The following is a 17,549-nucleotide window of genomic DNA, read 5'->3' on the forward strand; positions in this document are numbered from 1 at the left end:
CTGCCAGAGGGGTATGTCGGGGCTTTTTCGGCAGGCACTACGGTGCGGACTCCACCACTTCCTGGCGCGGACGGAACACATGATCGCTGCCCTGCGCCAGCAAACGCTGCAGCAGCTGCTGGCCGCCGCGATCGTCCGCCTGGGCAAACAGCCGCTCGGCTTCGGTGATCGGCGTCGCCCACAGCAGATTTGGCCGATCGCCGTCGCGCTTCGGCAGCCGCAGCTGTGCACTTTCGCCCGCCAGCCCGTTGGCCAGCAGGAAGCTTTCAAAGCCGACCGGCGCAACTTCCGACGCCAGCGTGTGCCCTTCGCCAATCCACGTCAGCCGCGCCCACGGCAGATGAGCAAACTCCGCCAGCGCGCTGGCCATCTGTACCGCGTTGGCCTCGGTCATCACTTCACCATCCACCGCCATCGCCAGCTCTACACGCCGGTACTGCGGTGCCAACTCGTCAAACAGGTAATCCACCTGCGGCATCGGCCGGATACTCATGCCGAGCGTGAAGAAATACCACACGCCGTTATGCCAGTGCTGCGAAATCGCCATCGGCGGCCAGTTGCCCTGATCGATGGCGTAATATTTTACCGACTCACCAAACTGCGCCTGGTAACGTTGCAGCAGCTCGCTCTGCACGCGATCCCACTGCTGGCCATCGTGCCAGTCACGCCAGAAATGACGCTGCTGTTCGGCGCGCGCGTAGTAATCGTTGGTGGAGGCTGAACCGAGCGGCGCGGTGAGACGGTTCTCTTTGATGCAGCCCGCCGAGAAGCTGACCTGCTTGTCCTGATACAGGCTCCAGCCAGGGATCACCGCCAGCAGCTGGCCGTAATACCACAGCGCGGCACCGTCGTCGCTGGGCTCCCACAGAATCTGCAGGCCGGCCGGATCGAGCATCGGCTCCGCTTCCAGCGTGCGGCAATAGCTGGCGCTGAGCAGCGGCGCAATACCCTGCTCCATCGCTTCGCGATCTTCCTGCGCCGGTGCCGGCAGCAGATTGCGCAACCAGCAACCGCGCACGGCGTACTGACTGCGGAACAGGTCGTTCGGCCAGATATAAAAATAGGCGGTACGCGCATCCTGTTCGACGATGGCGGTTAAAGTGTGTTGCTGATTCGGCACCTCAGCAATCAGAGGTTGGTGTGTCATAACGCCTCGACAATGCCTGGAGGGATCCATTTTCCCCGAGAATAGAGCAGGATCGGCACTCGCGCCATGTGACACAAGGGTAAAACTCTCAAAGTGCGCCAGGCCATCGTTCAGCCCGGCTTAAGAATGGCGGGGGCAGCGGCGGCGAAGCTTCAGATTTTTTTGCGATTTTTTTACCGCTTCGCATGCTATTGTCAGCGCACTCTTCTGTTACGGAGCTGTCGTCATGGTGCTGCAAACCCTCGATCTCAATCTGCGTGAAATCGTGATTCTCGCCCTGCTGCTGTGGCTGTTTGTCCGCTATACGTGGGTGATGACAGCCCTGACGCTGATCGTCGGTGCCATCGCGCTGCTGGTGCTGCTGCCGCTGGATATCTACTACACGCTGGTGCCGCTGGCGCTACTGGGCGTTGGCCTGGGCATGCTGCTGCATCACTATCAGCAGCGCCAGCTCCTGCTGAAACGCGAGGCGCGCACGCCGCGTAGCTACACCAGCAAGCAGGATGAATTTCACCTGTAACGCGGATCGCGCCCCATGCGCTGCATGGCACGCGCCCAGGCGCCACGCTGGATTGACCAGCGCAACAGAGCGGCAATCAACGCGATCTGCTTATCAATCCGCCATTGCGTCACTGGCCCGATCGGCTGTTGCATCAGCTGTTGCGCCCAGTCGGGCAGCAGACCACAGCCCGCCCGCAGCATGACGCGCATTGCCGGTTTCGCCTGCCAGCTGGGTGCCGGCGCGTTAAGCAGCAGCTGCATCACTTTGTGAGTACGCGCATCGTAAACCAGCTCTGCCCGCATCGCCTGTAAATAGGCCTCAACCGCCTCTACGCTTTTCGGCACCTGCTGCGCACCAAGCGCTTCCGCCACCCGCGCCGCTTCGGCGTAATAACGATCGCGATCGGCGAGGCTGAGCTGCGGATTTTTGTAGCGCAGATGCGCGGCCAGGAAGCGGCTGGTTTCTGCAACGTGCACCCAGGTGAGCAGATGCGGATCGCTGGCGGCATAGGGTTTGCCGGTGTTATCGATGCCGGTGACGCGCAGATGGATGCGTTTGACCCGCTCAATCAGGGTATGCGCATCGGCGGTGTTGCCGAAGGTGGTAACCGCGATGAACTGGCTGGTGCGCCGCAGCCGGCCGAGCATGTCCTGGCGGAAACTGGAGTGATCCCACACGCCCGCCAGCGCCGCCGGATGCAGCATCTGTAGCATCAGCGCGCTGATGCCGCCGCACAGCATCGCTGGAAAGTCGCCGTGCACCTGCCAGATGATGTGGTCAGGGCCGAACAGGCCGGGATCGCCCGGCGGTTGAGAGATGTCAAATTCGTTGAGCGACAGGCCGTTAAGGCGAAAGACCTGCTGTTCGATGCGGTGGCGGAGATTCATTTGTTCGTTCTTGCGCTAATGACCTTTCCCTCACCCCAGCCCTCTCCCGCGCGCGGGAGAGGGGGCAGTCCGCTGAAGCTGGCAGGTCAGAGGATAATATCCGCTAAAAGTCGGTTTGATCGTTTCCCTCTCCCGCCGGGAGAGGGTTAGGGTGAGGGAAACCAGGATAACAAACCCTCAATTACAAATAATCGAACTGCGCATCCTGGGTTCTGACCGAATCCAGACCGATCATCACGTTGAATTTGCCCGGCTCGGCGACGTGCTGCATCTTCTGATTCCAGAACTTCAGCGCATCGACATCAATCTTAAAGCGCACGGTCTGCGACTCGCCGGCCTTCAGCATAATGCGCTGGAAGCCGCGCAGCTCCTGCACCGGACGGCTGATACTGGCAACCGGATCGTTCAGGTACAGCTGCACTACCGTGGCACCATCGCGTTTGCCGGTATTCGTCACCGTCACGCTGGCTTCCACTGTGCCGTTACGCGGCATGGTCGGGGCAGACATCTTCACCGGCGACACGCTGAACTGGGTATAGCTCAAACCGTAACCAAACGGATAGAGCGGACCGTTGACCGCGTCGTAGTAATGCGAGGTGTACTTGTTCGGCTTCTCGAAATTGTACGGACGGCCGGTTGGCAAATGATTGTAATAAATCGGAATCTGCCCGACCGAGCGCGGGAATGACACCGGCAGTTTGCCTGATGGGTTGTAATCACCGAACAGCACATCGGCGATGGCGTTACCGCCCTCGGTACCGCTGAACCAGGTCTCCAGCATCGCATCCGCCATGCGGTCCTCATTCACCAGCGCCAGCGGACGGCCATTCATCAGCACAATCACCAGCGGTTTCCCGGTGGCTTTCAGGGCCGCCAGCAGCTTCTGCTGGCTCGGCGGGATCACCAGGTCGCTGCGGCTCGACGCTTCATGCGCCATGCCCTGCGCCTCGCCCACTGCCGCCACTACCACGTCCGCTTTTTTCGCCTGTGCGACCGCTTCGTCAATCAACTGCTGTGGCGAACGGGCATCGACGCTGACCGCCTGCTCATACAGGTTGAGGAAGTTCTGGATACCTTTGTTATCGGAAATATTGGCCCCTTTGGCATACAGCACGGTGCCTTTGCCGGCCATGGCGCTGCGCATGCCCTGCAGCAGCGAGACAGATTGCTTCGCCACGCCCGCAGCCGACCAGCTGCCCATGATATCGCGCTGGCTATCGGCCAGCGGTCCCACCAGCGCCACGGTGGCCTCTTTCTTCAGCGGCAGGGTTTCATGCCAGTTTTTCAGCAGCACCATACTGCGGCGCGCCACGTCGCGCGCTTCCGCCCGGTGCAGGCGGCTTTCCGCATTGGTGTCCTGCGGATCGCTGCCTTTCGGTCCGAGATGGCTGTACGGGTCGTTGAACAGGCCCATGTCATATTTAACGTTGAGCACGTGACGGGCCGCATCGTCGATTTCCGCCATGCTCACCGCGCCGCTTTTCACCAGTCCCGGCAGGTATTTGCTGTAATACTCGTCGCTCATACTCATGTCGATGCCGGATTTCAGCGCAATGCGCACGGCATCCTGCGGATCGCTGGCGACGCCGTGTTTGATTAACTCTTTGATGGCACCGTGATCGCTGATGGTGATGCCTTTGAATTTCCAGTCGTTGCGCAGAATATCTTTCAGCAGCCAGCTGTCGGCGGTGGCCGGCGTGCCGTTCAGCGAGTTGAGCGCCACCATCACGCCACCGCTGCCGGCATCCAGCGAAGCTTTATACGGCGGCAGATAATCCTGGAACAGGCGCTGCGGACTCATGTCGACGGTGTTGTAATCACGACCGCCCTCTACTGCGCCGTAAGCTGCAAAGTGCTTAACGCTGGTCATGATGGCGTAGCGGTCGGCGGCGCTCTTGCCCTGCATGGCTTTGACCATCGCACTGCCCATCTGCGACGTGAGATAGGTATCCTCGCCAAACCCTTCAGAGCCGCGGCCCCAGCGCGGTTCGCGCGACACATCCACCATCGGCGCCCAGGTCATGTTGAGGCCGTCGTCTGCCGCTTCATAGGCTGAAATGCGTCCCACTTCGCTAACGGCTTGCAGATCCCAACTGGCGGCGAGGCCAAGCGGAATCGGAAAAATAGTGCGCTGGCCGTGCACCACGTCATAGGCAAAGAACAGCGGCACCTTCAGGCGGCTGAGCTGCATGACCTGATCCTGCATGGCGCGGATATCCGGACGCGTTACCGTATTGAAAATCGCCCCGACCTGGCCGTGCTGAATCATGTCGCGAATCGCCTCTTTCGGCGTATCCGGACCGACGCTGATCAGGCGCATCTGCCCGATCTTTTCATCCAGCGTCATTTTGCTCAGCAGCTGATTAACAAAGGCGTCGCGCGCCTGTTCCGTCATTGGATGGGGGCCGAACAGATCGTCCGCAAACGCGGGTTGCACGGCAAGGGAAACAGCGAGGCTAACAGAGTAAATCCATTTCATCAGGTCAGGTTCTCTTAAGTAACTGCGCAATATCGAAATAACCGGGGCAGTGTGCCACAAGATGAGGATAGCAGGTAGCCGCCATTGTCACACTGCGCCCCCGTGGCCGACGCGTGCTACAGTAGAAACGCCACGTTAACGACAAGGATAGGCTAATGAATAACAACACCTCACACCCTGCCCTGCTGTCCGAGCTGCGCCGTCTGGTCGGCGCATCACAGCTGCTGACCGACGCGGAGCAGACCGCGCGCTATCGTAAGGGTTTCCGTTCCGGCGAGGGCGATGCGCTGGCGGTGGTTTTCCCCGGCTCGCTGCTGGAGCTATGGCGCGTGCTGCAGGCGCTGGTTCAGGCCGATGCCATCGTGCTGATGCAGGCCGCCAATACCGGTCTGACCGAAGGTTCAACGCCCAACGGCAACGATTACGATCGCCCGGTGGTGATCATCAGTACCCTGCGTCTCGACAAACTGCAGCTGATCGACGGCGGCAGGCAGATTCTCGCCTTCCCCGGCAGCACGCTGTATCAGCTGGAGAAAACCCTTAAACCGCTCGGGCGCGAGCCGCACTCGGTGATTGGCTCTTCGTGCATCGGCGCCTCGGTGCTGGGCGGCATCTGCAATAACTCCGGCGGCTCGCTGATCAAACGCGGCCCGGCCTACAGCGAAATGGCGCTGTTTGCGCAGGTGGACGCCGACGGCAAGCTCCGGCTGGTCAACCATCTGGGCATCGACCTCGGTCATTCGCCGGAAGAGATTCTCGGCCGGCTGGACGACGAGCGCTGGCAGCCGGATGATGTGCGCTGGGATGCGCGCCACGCGTCCGACCACGAATACGCCGAGCGGGTGCGGGACATTCATGCCGATACGCCGGCGCGTTTCAACGCCGACCAGCGGCGCCTGTTTGAGGCGTCAGGCTGCGCCGGCAAACTGGCGGTGTTTGCCGTGCGGCTCGACACCTTCCCCACCGAGCCGAAGCAGCAGGTGTTTTACATTGGCACCAACGACCCGGCGACGCTCGGCGAACTGCGTCGCCACATACTGGCGGAGTTTACCCATTTACCGGTCGCCGGTGAGTACATGCACCGCGATATTTTCGACATCGCCGAGGTCTACGGCAAAGACACCTTTGTGATGATTGATAAACTCGGCACCGACAAGATGCCGCTGTTTTTCACCCTCAAAGGCCGGGTGGATGCCTGGCTCAGCAAGCTGAGCCTCGTTAAGCCGCACCTGACCGATCGCCTGCTGCAACGCATCAGCCGCTGGTTCCCGGCGCACCTGCCGAAGCGCCTGAAGCAGTATCGTGACAAATACGAGCACCACCTGATGCTGAAGATGTCCGGCGACGGCGTGGCCGAAGCGCAGGCGTATCTGCAGGAGTATTTCCGCGAAGGCGGCGGTGAGTTCTTTGCCTGCGACGCCAAAGAGGGCGCGCACGCTTTTCTGCATCGTTTTGCCGCAGCCGGTGCCGCCGTGCGCTATCACGCGGTGCACGCTGACGAAGTGGAAGATATTCTGGCGCTGGACATTGCGCTGCGCCGCAACGATCAGGAGTGGTTTGAGCGCCTGCCGCCGGAGTTTGATAACGATCTGATTCATCGCCTTTACTACGGCCACTTCTTCTGTCACGTGTTCCATCAGGATTACATTGTGAAGAAAGGCGTAGATGCCCATGCGCTGAAGGAGAAGATGCTGGCGATCCTCGCGGCGCGCGGCGCGGAGTATCCGGCAGAGCATAACGTTGGCCATCTGTATGCGGCCAAACCGCAGCTGCAGGCGTTTTACCGCCAGCTCGATCCGACCAATACCTTTAACCCGGGCATCGGGAAAACCAGTAAGCAGAAAGGCTGGGCGGTGAAAGCCTGAAGGGATTAACGCTGTCCCGGTGGCCATAAATGGCCACCCTACAACCGTCGGGTCGGCATTGATGCCGCCCCCGAATTCACCATCACGTTCCACAAGCGTGTAAGGTCGGCATTGATGCCGCCCCAGAATTCACCCTCACGTTCCACAGGCGTGTAGGGTCGGCATTCATGCCGACTCCAAATTCACCCTCACGTTCCACAGGCGTGTAGGGTCGGCATTCATGCCGACCTGGATTCACCACCGCGTGCGATTATGACCCAAACCGTTGTCACGGTAATGGATCGGATTGCTCCTGTGCCGTCGCCGGCAGCGCGCGGCGTTCGATAATCATGGTCTGCGGCGTCGACAGCACGATGCCCTCTTTACGCAGGCGCGTCAGGATATCGAACAGCAGGTCGCTTTTCGCACCGGAAATCTGGCGCTGGCTGGCGACGTTGCCAGTCACGCTCAGCACAATACCGGCCGGCGTCAAATCTTTAAACGAAACCGACGGCTCCGGCGTTTCGAGAATACGCTCGTTCTCGCGATACACGTCCAGCAACAGTTCGCGCACCTGCACCGGATCGATATCCAGCGGGAAGGTCAGCTGGATCGTCACCACGCCCTGCGCATTGCCCATGGTGGCGTTACGCACGTTCTGCGAAATCAGCTGCGAGTTCGGCACGATCACCGTGGATTTATCGCCCAGCTGAATCTCAGTCGCACGCACGTTAATACGGCGAATATCCCCTTCAATGCCGCTGATGCTCACCAGATCGCCGACCTTCACCGGACGCTCGGTCAGCAGGATCAGACCGGAGATAAAGTTCTTCACGATCTCCTGTAAGCCGAAACCGATACCCACCGACAGGGCGCTGACGATCCATGCCAGCTTGTTCCACTGCAGCCCCATAATCGACAGCGTCAGCAGGATAATCAGCACGTAGCCGATATTGCTGAACAGCGTCACCAGCGACACGCGCATGCCGATATCCATGGTGGTCTTCGGCAGGAACTCTTTGTCCAGCCAGCGCCGCACCGAGCGCAGCACGTAGATACCCACCACCAGACACAGAATGGCGTTCACCATGTGCGCCGGCACAATGTTGAGCGACTCCAGCCCTTTGCCACCCCAGAACTCAATGACTTTCTGGATCAGCTCAATCGGCGTAGACGAGGCAAACGTGCCGTTGAGCAGCGCCAGCGCGACAAACGCCACCAGCAGGGTTTTCCCCACGGCGCTGAGCAGCGTTGCCGCCTGCTGCAGATAGCGCTCGTCAATATTCAGTGAGGTCTGCAACCGCTTGCCGGTCGCGTTGTTGGTGGAGAACAGGCTTTCACAACCGTCGTTGATCAGATGACTAAGGAAGTAGAACGAGCCAAACAGGATGCCACACCAGATCACTTCATAGCTAAGGAAGCGCGCCAGCGTGACGTAGCCGACAATCAGCGAAACCAGAATCGCCACGGCGGTGACCGTCAGCGCCAGCTGCACCAGGCCGACGATCGTGGGACGCGCTTCCGGCGGATTGCCGGCCTGCGCCATGCGACGACGCACGCGATTGGTGCGCATGCTGATCGCCAGCCCGGTGCTGCCAATCAGCAGCGCCGTCAGGCCGTTAGCAAAAATGGTGGTGTTCAGGCTGGTGCCGACCGTATAGTTAAACGACTCGGCGGTCTGGAAGATAAACACCAGCGCGGCGGTAATCGGCGGGAACGGCTTCAGCGCCAGCGCCACTTCACTGGAGATGCTCGGCAGACGCCAGCTCGGGCGGCGCGTTGACAGAAATGCGCGGCCGAGACCGGCGATCAGTCCGCAGTAAACGCTAAGCTGCACCAGACGGCTGATAAAATCCTGCACGTCGCTGGACACTTCATCGCGCCGCACAAACGCCAGCGAGAGAAAGTTAAAGGTCAGCACCACGGCCGCCAGCGTAGTCAGCGCAATCGCCGCCGCGAGGAAGCTGCGGCGCAGCCGCCCTTCCGGCAGTTTGTGAATGCTGACCCACGCCAGAAACTCTTCGCTGTAACGCCGGCCCAGCGTCATCACCAGCAGTGCCGCCAGCAGCCAGCCGACCGTGCCCACGCGCCAGCCCGGCTCCCACGACAGCGCGGCGGTATCCTGCAGCTCGCTGATAAAATCGCCAATTTTTTCGCCATCCAGGTCCTGACGGCTGAACAGCGGTGACCAGAAGCGTGGCCCTAAAATACTGCCGGAGTTGAGCGCCAGCTGGCTTTTCAGCTGATCGCGCCGCAGGTTGACGATCTGCGAGGACAGCACCAGCGCCCCGTTTTTGATGCCGTCGGCCTGCTTGATCTGATCATCCAGCTTGCCCTTCTGATTCTCCAGCGCGGCGCGTTTGCGCGTCACTTCCGGCGTCTCTTTCACGCCGCTGTCCGCCTTCGGCGCCGGGCCGAGCACCGCCAGCTGCGCATCCAGCTGCTGACGCTGCGGAATCAGCGCCTGGCCGAGGGTTTCCGCATTACCTGACAGCTCCAGCGCCATCTCATTGAGCTGGTTGAGCTGGTTTTCGTTGGTATCGCCAGACACCTGGCCCTTAATTTTGTCGAGGATCTTCTGCATCTTCGGCAGTTCAACCGCCGGATTGACCTTCGGTGCCGCGTCTTCTTCCTGCTGCGCGGGCGCGGCGTTGTCATCCGCATAGCTGAGCGCCGGCGTGAATAACACCAGTAGCAGCAGGAACGGGGTAAACAGAGAACGAAACTTGAACATATGAGTGAGATTCCAGCGCAATAACAGCCTATAAACGCAAGGTTGACCGTGAATGGTCGCCAGTGTAGGACTTTGCCGTCAGGGAAACTATAGGAATGGTGGCGTAAAACATTGGTGCTAACGATAAGAAATTTTGTTCATTTAAGCGCCGTTGATCGTCAGTCACGCGCCACCCCGGCACACGGCGCACTCCCTTGCGCCGCTACGCTAAGTAACGGGTTGCGTTACTCTACGTCCGCACTGCTGGCAAGCTGCGACGCTTTCTGCTTTTTGTACGCCAGCGCGGCCGCCGGCACCGGCGCCGCCTTGCCGGTTTCCAGCCAGTCGCGCAGGCGGTTGGCATCGGCAAAGTGGGTATATTTGCCAAACGCATCCAGCACCACCAGCGCCACCGGACGGTTATTAATCATGGTACGCATTATCAGGCAGTGACCGGCCTCGTCGGTGTAACCGGTTTTGGTCAGCTGAATGCGCCAGTCATTTTTGTACACCAGATGGTTAGTGTTGCGGAACGGCAGCGCGTAGCTGGGGTGTTTAAACACCGCAGTCTCCTCTTTGGTGGTGCTCAGCTGACCAATCAGCGGATACTGGCGCGTGGCCTTGAGCAGCTTCACCAGATCTTCCGCACTGGAGACGTTGTGCAGCGACAAACCGGTCGGCTCCACATAATGGGTGTGCGTCATGCCGAGCGCGCGCGCTTTGGCGTTCATGGCGCGGATAAAGGCATCGTAACCGCCGGGATAGTGATGCGCCAGGCTTGCCGCCGCGCGGTTTTCCGAGGACATCAGCGCCAGCAGCAGCATGTTGCGGCGGCTGATTTCACTGTTGAGCTTCACGCGCGAGAACACGCCGCGCATTTCGGGCGTCTGGCTGATATCCACCGACAGCATTTCGTCCATCGGCAGTCGGGCATCCAGTACCACCATCGCGGTCATCACTTTGGTGATCGACGCGATAGGCCGCACCCGGTCCGGATGGCTGGAAAACAGCACTTTATTATTATCGAGATCGACAATCAGCGCGCTGCCGGAGGCGATTTGCGGCTGGGCAATCGGCGCCAGATCGGACAGTTTTGCTGCGGCGGCGAGCGCCGGAGTCATCACAGCTGGCGCGGCGACAAACAGCGACAGCGACAGCGACAGCAAAGAAATACGCATTTTTACAGACATCGTGTCAAAAAAATCCGGTGAGGAGGTTTGCGCTGTGTTGTAACACAGGCCGCCGGCGTCAGGCCTGATGCGACGCGGGCTGGCTGCGCTATCATACGCGCTCATCTGCGAAATTTCTTAGAGAGATTGTTTCCGGGCGTTAAAAAAGGCGGGCATAACAGTCGCTGCCAGGCGCATCGGGATCAGTCAGGTCGCCATGGCTGACGACCTGACCCTTATCACGGTCAGAACAAGCGTGGTCCGTAACCCCACAGAATCACCGTCAGCGCCAGCAGCACCTCAAACACCAGCACGCCAATCGCCAGCGTCGAGCCGGAGAAGCGCAGGCTCTCTTCACGGTCAATGTTAAGGAATACCGGGATGCCGACGTACAGCAGATAGCCGGTGTACATCAGCGCTAATGCTCCGGCCAGTACGCACAGCCACACCAGCGGATAGAGCGCCACCAGCCCGCTGATAAACAGCGGCGTCGCCACATAGCCGGCAAACACGGTACAGCGCTGGATGCTGGGACGCTGCGGATAGTCGCGCGCCATCCAGTGAATGACGCGGCCCATCACCGCCACACCGCCTAAGATGATCAGGTAAAACAGAATGCCGAGACCAATACCGGTCAGCATGTTGAGTTGCACGAATCTGCCCTTCGCCCAGGTTCCAGCCCAATTGCGTGGTGCCGATAAAGGCGCAGATCACCGGGATCGCCGCCATCAGCAGAACGTGATGGGTGTAGTGGTGCGAAACGCTCTCGTTTTCCTGCTTGATATCACGCATCTCCTGATTGGGATGCGCCAGAAGACCCCAGACATGATTCATACAATCACTCCTCTGATGCGACGGGCTGCCCCAGCGATCAGGCTGTCCAATGCAGGCAGCTTCAGTTCAAGTATAATCGGCGCGGCTGTTTTTGCGGCCAGCGGCACAAAAAAAGCCGCAGCCAGCTAGACTGTTAGCTGTATCGCTTACCCAGGGAGGAGCAATTGCACATCGATATCAATGGATTAATCACCCAGTACGGTTACCTGGCGCTGCTGATTGGCTGCATTGCCGAAGGGGAAACCTTTACCCTGCTGGGCGGCGTCGCGGCGCACGAGGGCCTGCTGCATTTCAGCGGCGTGGTGCTGGCGGCGATGGGCGGCGGCATTATTGGCGATCAGCTGCTGTTCTGGCTTGGCCGCCGCTATGGCACACGCATTCTGCGGCGCTTCCGCAAACATCAGGACACCATTAAAAAAGCTAACCGGCTGATTCAGAAGCACCCCAGCCTGTTTGTGATTGGCGTGCGCTTCATGTACGGCTTTCGCCTGATTGGACCGATTATTATTGGCACCAGCCGCCTTAAGCCGCTGCGCTTTTTCGTGCTTAATGTCATTGGCGCCGCGCTGTGGGCGCTGATTTTTGTCACCCTCGGCTACTTCGCCGGTGAAATTATTACTCCGTGGCTGCACAAGCTTGATCAGCACCTCAAGCACTTCATCTGGCTGGCGGCGGCAATTGTGTTCGGCATCGTGCTGCGCTTTGTGATTCGCCGCTGGAACCGCCGCCGCGCCGGTTAACTGTGGTAACCCTTGAACTGCGGGTTGGCCAGCATGAAGCCGCCGTCGACCACGAATGACTGCCCGGTGGTGTAAGTGGCCCATTCCGAGCACAGCCACGCCACCAGACTGGCGATTTCGCGCGTATCGCCAGGGCGGCCAATCGGGATTTCCGGCATGCGCCGGCTGTGCGCCTCGCTGTTGCTCATGTCATTCATCGGCGTGGCGATAGCGCCCGGTGCCACGGCATTCACCAGAATGTGGTGCGGCAGCAGGCTCAGCGCCATCGATTTGGTCAGCCCGCCAAGCGCATGCTTGGCTGCGGTATAGGCGGCGGCGTCCGGCAGCGGCGTATGCTCATGCACCGAGGTAATGTTGATGATGCGGCCGCCGTCGCCCTGATCCACCATATGACGCGCGGCAATCTGTCCGCAGACAAAGGCGCCGTCTACGTCAACAGTGAAGACTTTGCGCCAGTCCTCAAAGGTCACATCAAGGAAATCGGCTTTGGTCATCACGCCGGCATTGTTCACCAGTACATCGATGCGGCCCAGCGAGTTGATCAACTGCGCCAGCTGCTGCCCGCCAGCCTGCGGATCGGACAGATCGAGCTGCCGCACCTGGGCCAGCTGGCCTTTGCTCTCCACCAGCCGCGCGGTCTCCTGCGCGCCCTCTTCATCCGAGCGCCAGGTAATGCCGACGGTATAGCCGGCCTCGGCCAGCATTACGGCGCAGCTGCGTCCAATCCCCGAATCTGAAGCGGTCACTACGGCGACTTTCTGTTTGCCCAGTGTCATAACATTCTCCTGCCTGATGGGTGTCTTCACAGTATAGAAGTTATCGTTCTGTGCCACGTCGCAGCCGATTCTGCCGTTTCGTCTATAGTTAACAATCGGATAGCGTTCAGGAGGCAGGATGAGCAAGATTAAACGCAGAATTGACGACCACGGCGTCATCGGTGATTTACGCACCTGTGCCCTGATCGCGAACGACGGCACCATTGATTATCTCTGCTGGCCCGAACTCGACAGCCCCTCCGTGTTTGCCGCCCTGCTCGACAGCGACGAAGCCGGCCTGTTTTCGCTGGCACCGCAGTGGCAAAACGCGCGCCAGCAGCAGCTCTACCTGCCCGATACCAACATTCTGCAAACCCGCTGGCTTGATGAGGCCGGCGTGGCGGAAATCACCGATTACATGCCGATCTGCGATGAGCGCAGCAAAGTGCCGCGCCTGGTGCGGCGGGTAAAAATGATCCGCGGCACCGCCACCTTTGATCTGCGCTGCGCGCCGCGCCACGACTATGCCCGTGCCGAAACGCGCACGGAGACGCGCCCCGGCGGTATCGCCTTTGTCGCCGAAGGCCAGCCGTCGCTGCGCCTGAGCGCCACGGTGGTGATGACGCGCGAACCGGACAGCGCGGTGGCGCAGTTTACCCTGCAGGCCGGTGAGCACGCCGAATTTGTGTTTGGCAACGATGACGATCCGCAGGTGCAGCATATCGCGACCGAGCGCTGCTTTCGCGATACCGTGGATTACTGGCGGCGCTGGAGCAGCCACAGCTCTTATCGCGGTCGCTGGCGCGAGATGGTGACGCGCTCGGCGCTGGCGCTCAAGCTGCTCACCTCGCACCAGCACGGCTCGATTGCGGCTGCCGCCACCTTTGGCCTGCCGGAAGAGCTGGGCGGCGAGCGTAACTGGGATTACCGCGCCTCGTGGATCCGCGATGCCTCGTTCAGCATGTACGCGCTGATGCGGCTCGGCTATGTGGAAGAAGCGCGTGACTTCACCCATTGGGTAGGCCGCTGCGTTGAGCACAGCCACGACGATACGCCGCATTTGCAGGTGATGTATCGCCTCGACAGCGGCACCGAGCTGCACGAGACCGAACTGCTCAACCTCTCCGGTTACGCCAACTCGCGCCCGGTGCGCATCGGCAATGATGCCTGGCGCCAGACGCAGCTGGATATTTATGGCGAGCTGATGGATGCGGTCTATCTTGCCAATAAATACGGCGAAGCCATCTCGCAGCGCGGCTGGCGCCATGTATCCAGCATGATTGACTACGTCTGCGTTAACTGGAACCAGCCGGACGCCGGTATCTGGGAGATGCGCGGCGAGCCGGAGCACTTTCTGCATTCGCGCCTGATGTGCTGGGTGGCGCTGGACCGCGCGCTGCGGCTGGGTATGAAGCGTTCGCTGCCAATGCCGTACGATCGCTGGGATCGGGTGCGCAGTGAGATCCGCGACGACATCTGGCAGAACTTCTGGAACGACGAACTCGGCCACTTCACCGCCACGCGCGGCGGTAAATACCTGGATGCGTCGATGCTGCTGATGCCGCTGGTGCGCTTTGTCAGCTCGACCGATCCGGAGTGGATCGCCACGCTGGATGCGATTAAAACCCATCTGGTGAGCGACGGTTTAGTGCGGCGTTATAACATCAGTGAGACGCCCGCCGATGCGCTGACCGGTGGCGAGGGTGCGTTTGCCGCCTGTTCGTTCTGGTATGTGGAGTGTCTGGCGCGCGCCGGGCGGGTGCATGAGGCGCACTTCGAGTTTGAAAAGCTGCTGAGCTACGCCAATCCGCTGGGATTGTACGCCGAGGAGTTTACCTCGCACGGCAACGCGCTGGGCAACATGCCGCAGGCGCTGACCCATCTGGCGTTGATCAGTGCCGCGTTTTTCCTCAACCGTAAACTGAGCGGCGAAGTGACGCTGTGGCAACCGTAAGAAAATTCACATTTTGGGCGGCGTGGCAAAGAGAATAGTCTGTGAAACGCCGCGTTTTGCGTAAAGTATCTTCAACCAGCGAAAATCCTGATTCCCATCATTGCGCCTATGCACATATAATGCGCAGCGGGTTATTCTGACCCTGATGGGTTCGACACACTGACAAGCCATGAAAATGGCCATAACGACTTGTAAAAACATGAAAAAAAGCATTCGCGCGTTCGCTTCACTCGCCCTCGTACTGGCGGCGTTCAGCCAGTCGGCCTTTGCAGTCGTCTATCCGCTGCCTCCAGCGAATAGCCGCCTGATTGGCGAAAATATTGAAATCACCGTGCCAGACGACAGCAAACTGCCGCTGGAAGCGTTTGCGGCGCAGTACCAGATGGGCCTCAGCAACATGCTGGAAGCCAATCCGGGCGTGGACGTTTACCTGCCGAAAGCAGGCACTAAAATGGTGATCCCGCAGCAGCTGATTCTGCCTGACGCACCGCGTGAAGGCATCGTGATCAACAGCGCCGAGATGCGTCTGTATTACTACCCGAAAGGCACCAAAACTGTCGTGGTGCTGCCGATCGGTATCGGCGAGCTGGGTAAAGATACGCCGGTTAACTGGACCACCGCGGTTGAGCGCAAGAAGAATGGCCCAACCTGGACGCCAACCAAAGCGATGCACGCAGAGTACGCGGCGCGCGGCGAGAGCATCCCGGCCGTGTTCCCGGCAGGTCCGGATAACCCGATGGGCCTGTACGCGCTGTACATTGGCCGTCTGTATGCGATTCACGGCACCAACGCCAACTTTGGTATCGGCCTGCGCGTGAGCCACGGCTGCGTGCGTCTGCGTGCGGACGACATCAAATGGCTGTTCGACAACGTGCCAGTGGGTACGCGCGTCCAGTTCATTGACCAGCCGGTAAAAGCCACCGTTGAGCCAGACGGTTCGCGCTACATCGAGGTTCACAACCCGCTGTCGACCACCGAAGAGCAGTTCAACTCACGTGAACTGGTGCCAATCAGCCTGACGTCCGCCGTGACCAAAGTGGTGGCCGATGCCAGCACCAATCAGGATGCCGTGAACAACGCCATCCAGGCACGTACCGGTATGCCGACCAAAATCAACGGTCAGCCGGGCGAAGCCCAGCCTGCGCCGGTGATGGTACAAGAGTCTTCTGACGCGATGCCGAAAGAAGAGCCGATGACGCCGCAGGGTGCCACCGCCGTCGCGCCACAGGCCGATGCGCAGCAGCCCGCTGAAGCCGCCCCGGTTGAGCAGGCCGCGCCGGCACAGCCTGCCAGCAACGGCAACAGCCTGTAAGGGTTCGCTGTCGATGATCAAGCCAGCCGCAGGGCTGGCTTTTTTATTGCCCGATCGCCGGGATCATTACCATTGTGCGATTGTGTCGCGGCGCAGTTGCGCACTCAATCGTGCGGTCGGCGTAACCCCAGCCAGCCCGCCACCAGAGTAAACACCAGCACCACCAGCACTAACAGCAGAAAGCCGTGCGGATTGTTCGCCAGCGGAATGCCGCCCACGTTCATGCCAAAAAAACCGGCTACGATATTGATGGGCAGCGCCAGCACGGTGATTGAGGTGAGCAAAAACAGCGTTCGGTTGCTCTGCTCCATCAGGCGGGCAGCAATCTCCTCCTGCAGCAGGCGAATGCGCTCCATCAGGCTGGCAAGATCGTTAAGCGCTACGCTGAACTCCTCGGTGAAAATCCGCAGCTCACTGAGCGGTTCCCGGTTGAGCCAGTTTGGCGGCCGGTTAAGCAGACGAAACAGCGCGGCCGGCTCCGGCGCCAGCAGCCGCTGGACGCGCAGCAGCATGCGGCGCAGATGGCCCAGCTCGCTGCGGTTGGCTTTGATCGCCGCGCTCAGCAGCCGCTCTTCTATCGCATCCACAGCCTGGCTGGAGCGCCGCACCACCTGCTCCAGCTGCGCTTCCTGTTCGCCGAGCAGCCACAGCAGCATCGCATCCGGCGCGCTGAAGCACAGCCGATCAATCTGCTGATGCATACGTTCAATCATGCCAACCGGGCGATAGCGCGCGCTGACCATCACCTGCGGCCGGCACCAGATCCACAGCGTCGCATTTTGCGTGCTGCGCTCCTCTTTACTGAAGGTGACGTCATTCAGCACCGCCAGCAGCGCATCGTTTTGCTGCGCCAGCCGGGTGCGCGGCGAGGCCGAATGAATCTCATCGAAAAAATCGTCATCTACGCTGAAGTGGTCCTGAACCCAGCGCTCGGCGCGGGCATGATTCAGGTTAATGTGCAGCCAGAGAAAGCAGCCGTCGGGTAAGGTGTGCCGCGCCAGCTGCGCGGCCTCGCGGGCGTTGAGCCGCTGTGGCGGCGCATCCGGGTTGAACAGGTAACCGTGAATCAGTCCGGCGACTTCGTTGTTGAAGTCCGGTAGCGAGGCAAGCGGCAGAACAGGCTGGAGCATAGCGGCGTGAAGATCCCAGAGCGGTCAGATCCACAGCCTGCGACAGGTCTGTTACAGCATGATGACAGCCCGCGCTGGCATCA

Annotated in this window: 12 protein-coding genes and 1 pseudogene; 5 read left to right on the forward strand and 8 right to left on the reverse strand. The window is 60.2% G+C overall.

Features of this window, described 5'->3' with window-relative positions:
• Positions 1 to 37: 37 nt before the first annotated feature.
• Entirely contained in the window at positions 38 to 1,147 is a 1,110-nt protein-coding gene (locus tag ABVR31_RS12935; RefSeq protein ID WP_058769485.1) for a suppressor of fused domain protein, read from the reverse strand.
• Between the two features lie 226 nt (positions 1,148 to 1,373).
• Between ABVR31_RS12935 and ABVR31_RS12940 the strand changes: the two genes are divergently transcribed.
• Positions 1,374 to 1,667 carry a hypothetical protein gene (locus ABVR31_RS12940; protein ID WP_136548115.1) on the forward strand — a complete coding sequence of 98 codons (294 nt, stop codon included), beginning with the start codon at positions 1,374 to 1,376 and terminating at the stop codon, positions 1,665 to 1,667.
• On the opposite strand, the gene ABVR31_RS12945 is transcribed toward ABVR31_RS12940, so the two are convergent.
• Positions 1,658 to 2,536 (reverse strand): oxygenase MpaB family protein, encoded by an 879-nt coding sequence (locus tag ABVR31_RS12945; protein WP_372773087.1) that lies wholly within the window; start codon positions 2,534 to 2,536, stop codon positions 1,658 to 1,660. The two genes, ABVR31_RS12940 and ABVR31_RS12945, sit on opposite strands and share 10 nt — an antisense overlap.
• Positions 2,537 to 2,717: 181 nt before the next feature.
• Entirely contained in the window at positions 2,718 to 5,015 is a 2,298-nt protein-coding gene (bglX, locus tag ABVR31_RS12950) for a beta-glucosidase BglX (protein ID WP_031279874.1), read from the reverse strand.
• 155 nt (positions 5,016 to 5,170) lie between these two features.
• Between bglX and dld the strand changes: the two genes are divergently transcribed.
• Entirely contained in the window at positions 5,171 to 6,880 is a 1,710-nt protein-coding gene (gene dld / locus ABVR31_RS12955; protein WP_372773089.1) for a D-lactate dehydrogenase, read from the forward strand.
• A 268-nt stretch (positions 6,881 to 7,148) separates the two neighbouring features.
• Here the strand turns inward: dld and ABVR31_RS12960 are convergent, their stop codons facing one another.
• The 3 genes and pseudogenes from ABVR31_RS12960 to ABVR31_RS12970 form a co-directional block, all read right to left on the reverse strand.
• Complete coding sequence (locus ABVR31_RS12960) at positions 7,149 to 9,593, reverse strand: DUF3772 domain-containing protein (protein ID WP_211726281.1); 2,445 nt, start codon at positions 9,591 to 9,593, stop codon at positions 7,149 to 7,151.
• Positions 9,594 to 9,817: 224 nt separating this feature from the next.
• Positions 9,818 to 10,762, reverse strand: coding sequence for a D-alanyl-D-alanine endopeptidase (gene pbpG, locus ABVR31_RS12965; protein WP_372773091.1), 945 nt, complete (start codon positions 10,760 to 10,762; stop codon positions 9,818 to 9,820).
• A 224-nt stretch (positions 10,763 to 10,986) separates the two neighbouring features.
• Positions 10,987 to 11,575 (reverse strand): annotated as a pseudogene (locus ABVR31_RS12970) (Yip1 family protein).
• 164 nt (positions 11,576 to 11,739) lie between these two features.
• Here ABVR31_RS12970 and ABVR31_RS12975 point away from each other — a divergent pair.
• A complete protein-coding gene (locus tag ABVR31_RS12975; RefSeq protein ID WP_021508476.1) occupies positions 11,740 to 12,315 on the forward strand; it encodes a DedA family protein in 576 nt (191 codons plus the stop codon).
• On the opposite strand, the gene ABVR31_RS12980 is transcribed toward ABVR31_RS12975, so the two are convergent.
• Positions 12,312 to 13,091, reverse strand: a complete 780-nt coding sequence (locus tag ABVR31_RS12980) for an SDR family oxidoreductase (RefSeq protein WP_058757839.1) — start codon at positions 13,089 to 13,091, stop codon at positions 12,312 to 12,314. The genes ABVR31_RS12975 and ABVR31_RS12980 overlap by 4 nt on opposite strands.
• A gap of 118 nt (positions 13,092 to 13,209) precedes the next feature.
• On the opposite strand from ABVR31_RS12980, the gene ABVR31_RS12985 reads away from it, so the two are divergent.
• Both ABVR31_RS12985 and ABVR31_RS12990 read left to right on the forward strand, forming a co-directional pair.
• On the forward strand, positions 13,210 to 15,024 hold the full coding sequence (locus ABVR31_RS12985) for a glycoside hydrolase family 15 protein (protein WP_021508478.1): 1,815 nt from the start codon (positions 13,210 to 13,212) through the stop codon (positions 15,022 to 15,024).
• Between the two features lie 199 nt (positions 15,025 to 15,223).
• The gene (locus ABVR31_RS12990; protein WP_058775308.1) at positions 15,224 to 16,336 is read left to right on the forward strand and encodes a L,D-transpeptidase family protein; all 1,113 of its coding nucleotides are present in this window, start codon (positions 15,224 to 15,226) and stop codon (positions 16,334 to 16,336) included.
• 104 nt (positions 16,337 to 16,440) lie between these two features.
• Here the strand turns inward: ABVR31_RS12990 and ABVR31_RS12995 are convergent, their stop codons facing one another.
• On the reverse strand, positions 16,441 to 17,466 hold the full coding sequence (locus tag ABVR31_RS12995; protein ID WP_372773094.1) for a transporter: 1,026 nt from the start codon (positions 17,464 to 17,466) through the stop codon (positions 16,441 to 16,443).
• Between the last annotated feature and the right edge of the window lie 83 nt (positions 17,467 to 17,549).

This window comes from Pantoea sp. WEP, from assembly GCF_041678305.1.
Lineage (GTDB): Bacteria > Pseudomonadota > Gammaproteobacteria > Enterobacterales > Enterobacteriaceae > Pantoea > Pantoea dispersa.

What these genes read in the sequence shown, in the direction of transcription:
- ABVR31_RS12960 (WP_211726281.1), bottom strand. Translation starts at nt 9,593, where the DNA reads ATGTTCAAGTTTCGTTCTCTGTTTACCCCGTTCCTGCTGCTACTGGTG.
- ABVR31_RS12985 (WP_021508478.1), top strand. Translation starts at nt 13,210, where the DNA reads ATGAGCAAGATTAAACGCAGAATTGACGACCACGGCGTCATCGGTGAT.
- ABVR31_RS12945 (WP_372773087.1), bottom strand. Translation starts at nt 2,536, where the DNA reads ATGAATCTCCGCCACCGCATCGAACAGCAGGTCTTTCGCCTTAACGGC.
- dld (WP_372773089.1), top strand. Translation starts at nt 5,171, where the DNA reads ATGAATAACAACACCTCACACCCTGCCCTGCTGTCCGAGCTGCGCCGT.
- ABVR31_RS12995 (WP_372773094.1), bottom strand. Translation starts at nt 17,466, where the DNA reads ATGCTCCAGCCTGTTCTGCCGCTTGCCTCGCTACCGGACTTCAACAAC.
- ABVR31_RS12940 (WP_136548115.1), top strand. Translation starts at nt 1,374, where the DNA reads ATGGTGCTGCAAACCCTCGATCTCAATCTGCGTGAAATCGTGATTCTC.
- bglX (WP_031279874.1), bottom strand. Translation starts at nt 5,015, where the DNA reads ATGAAATGGATTTACTCTGTTAGCCTCGCTGTTTCCCTTGCCGTGCAA.
- ABVR31_RS12980 (WP_058757839.1), bottom strand. Translation starts at nt 13,091, where the DNA reads ATGACACTGGGCAAACAGAAAGTCGCCGTAGTGACCGCTTCAGATTCG.
- ABVR31_RS12990 (WP_058775308.1), top strand. Translation starts at nt 15,224, where the DNA reads ATGAAAAAAAGCATTCGCGCGTTCGCTTCACTCGCCCTCGTACTGGCG.
- ABVR31_RS12935 (WP_058769485.1), bottom strand. Translation starts at nt 1,147, where the DNA reads ATGACACACCAACCTCTGATTGCTGAGGTGCCGAATCAGCAACACACT.
- pbpG (WP_372773091.1), bottom strand. Translation starts at nt 10,762, where the DNA reads ATGTCTGTAAAAATGCGTATTTCTTTGCTGTCGCTGTCGCTGTCGCTG.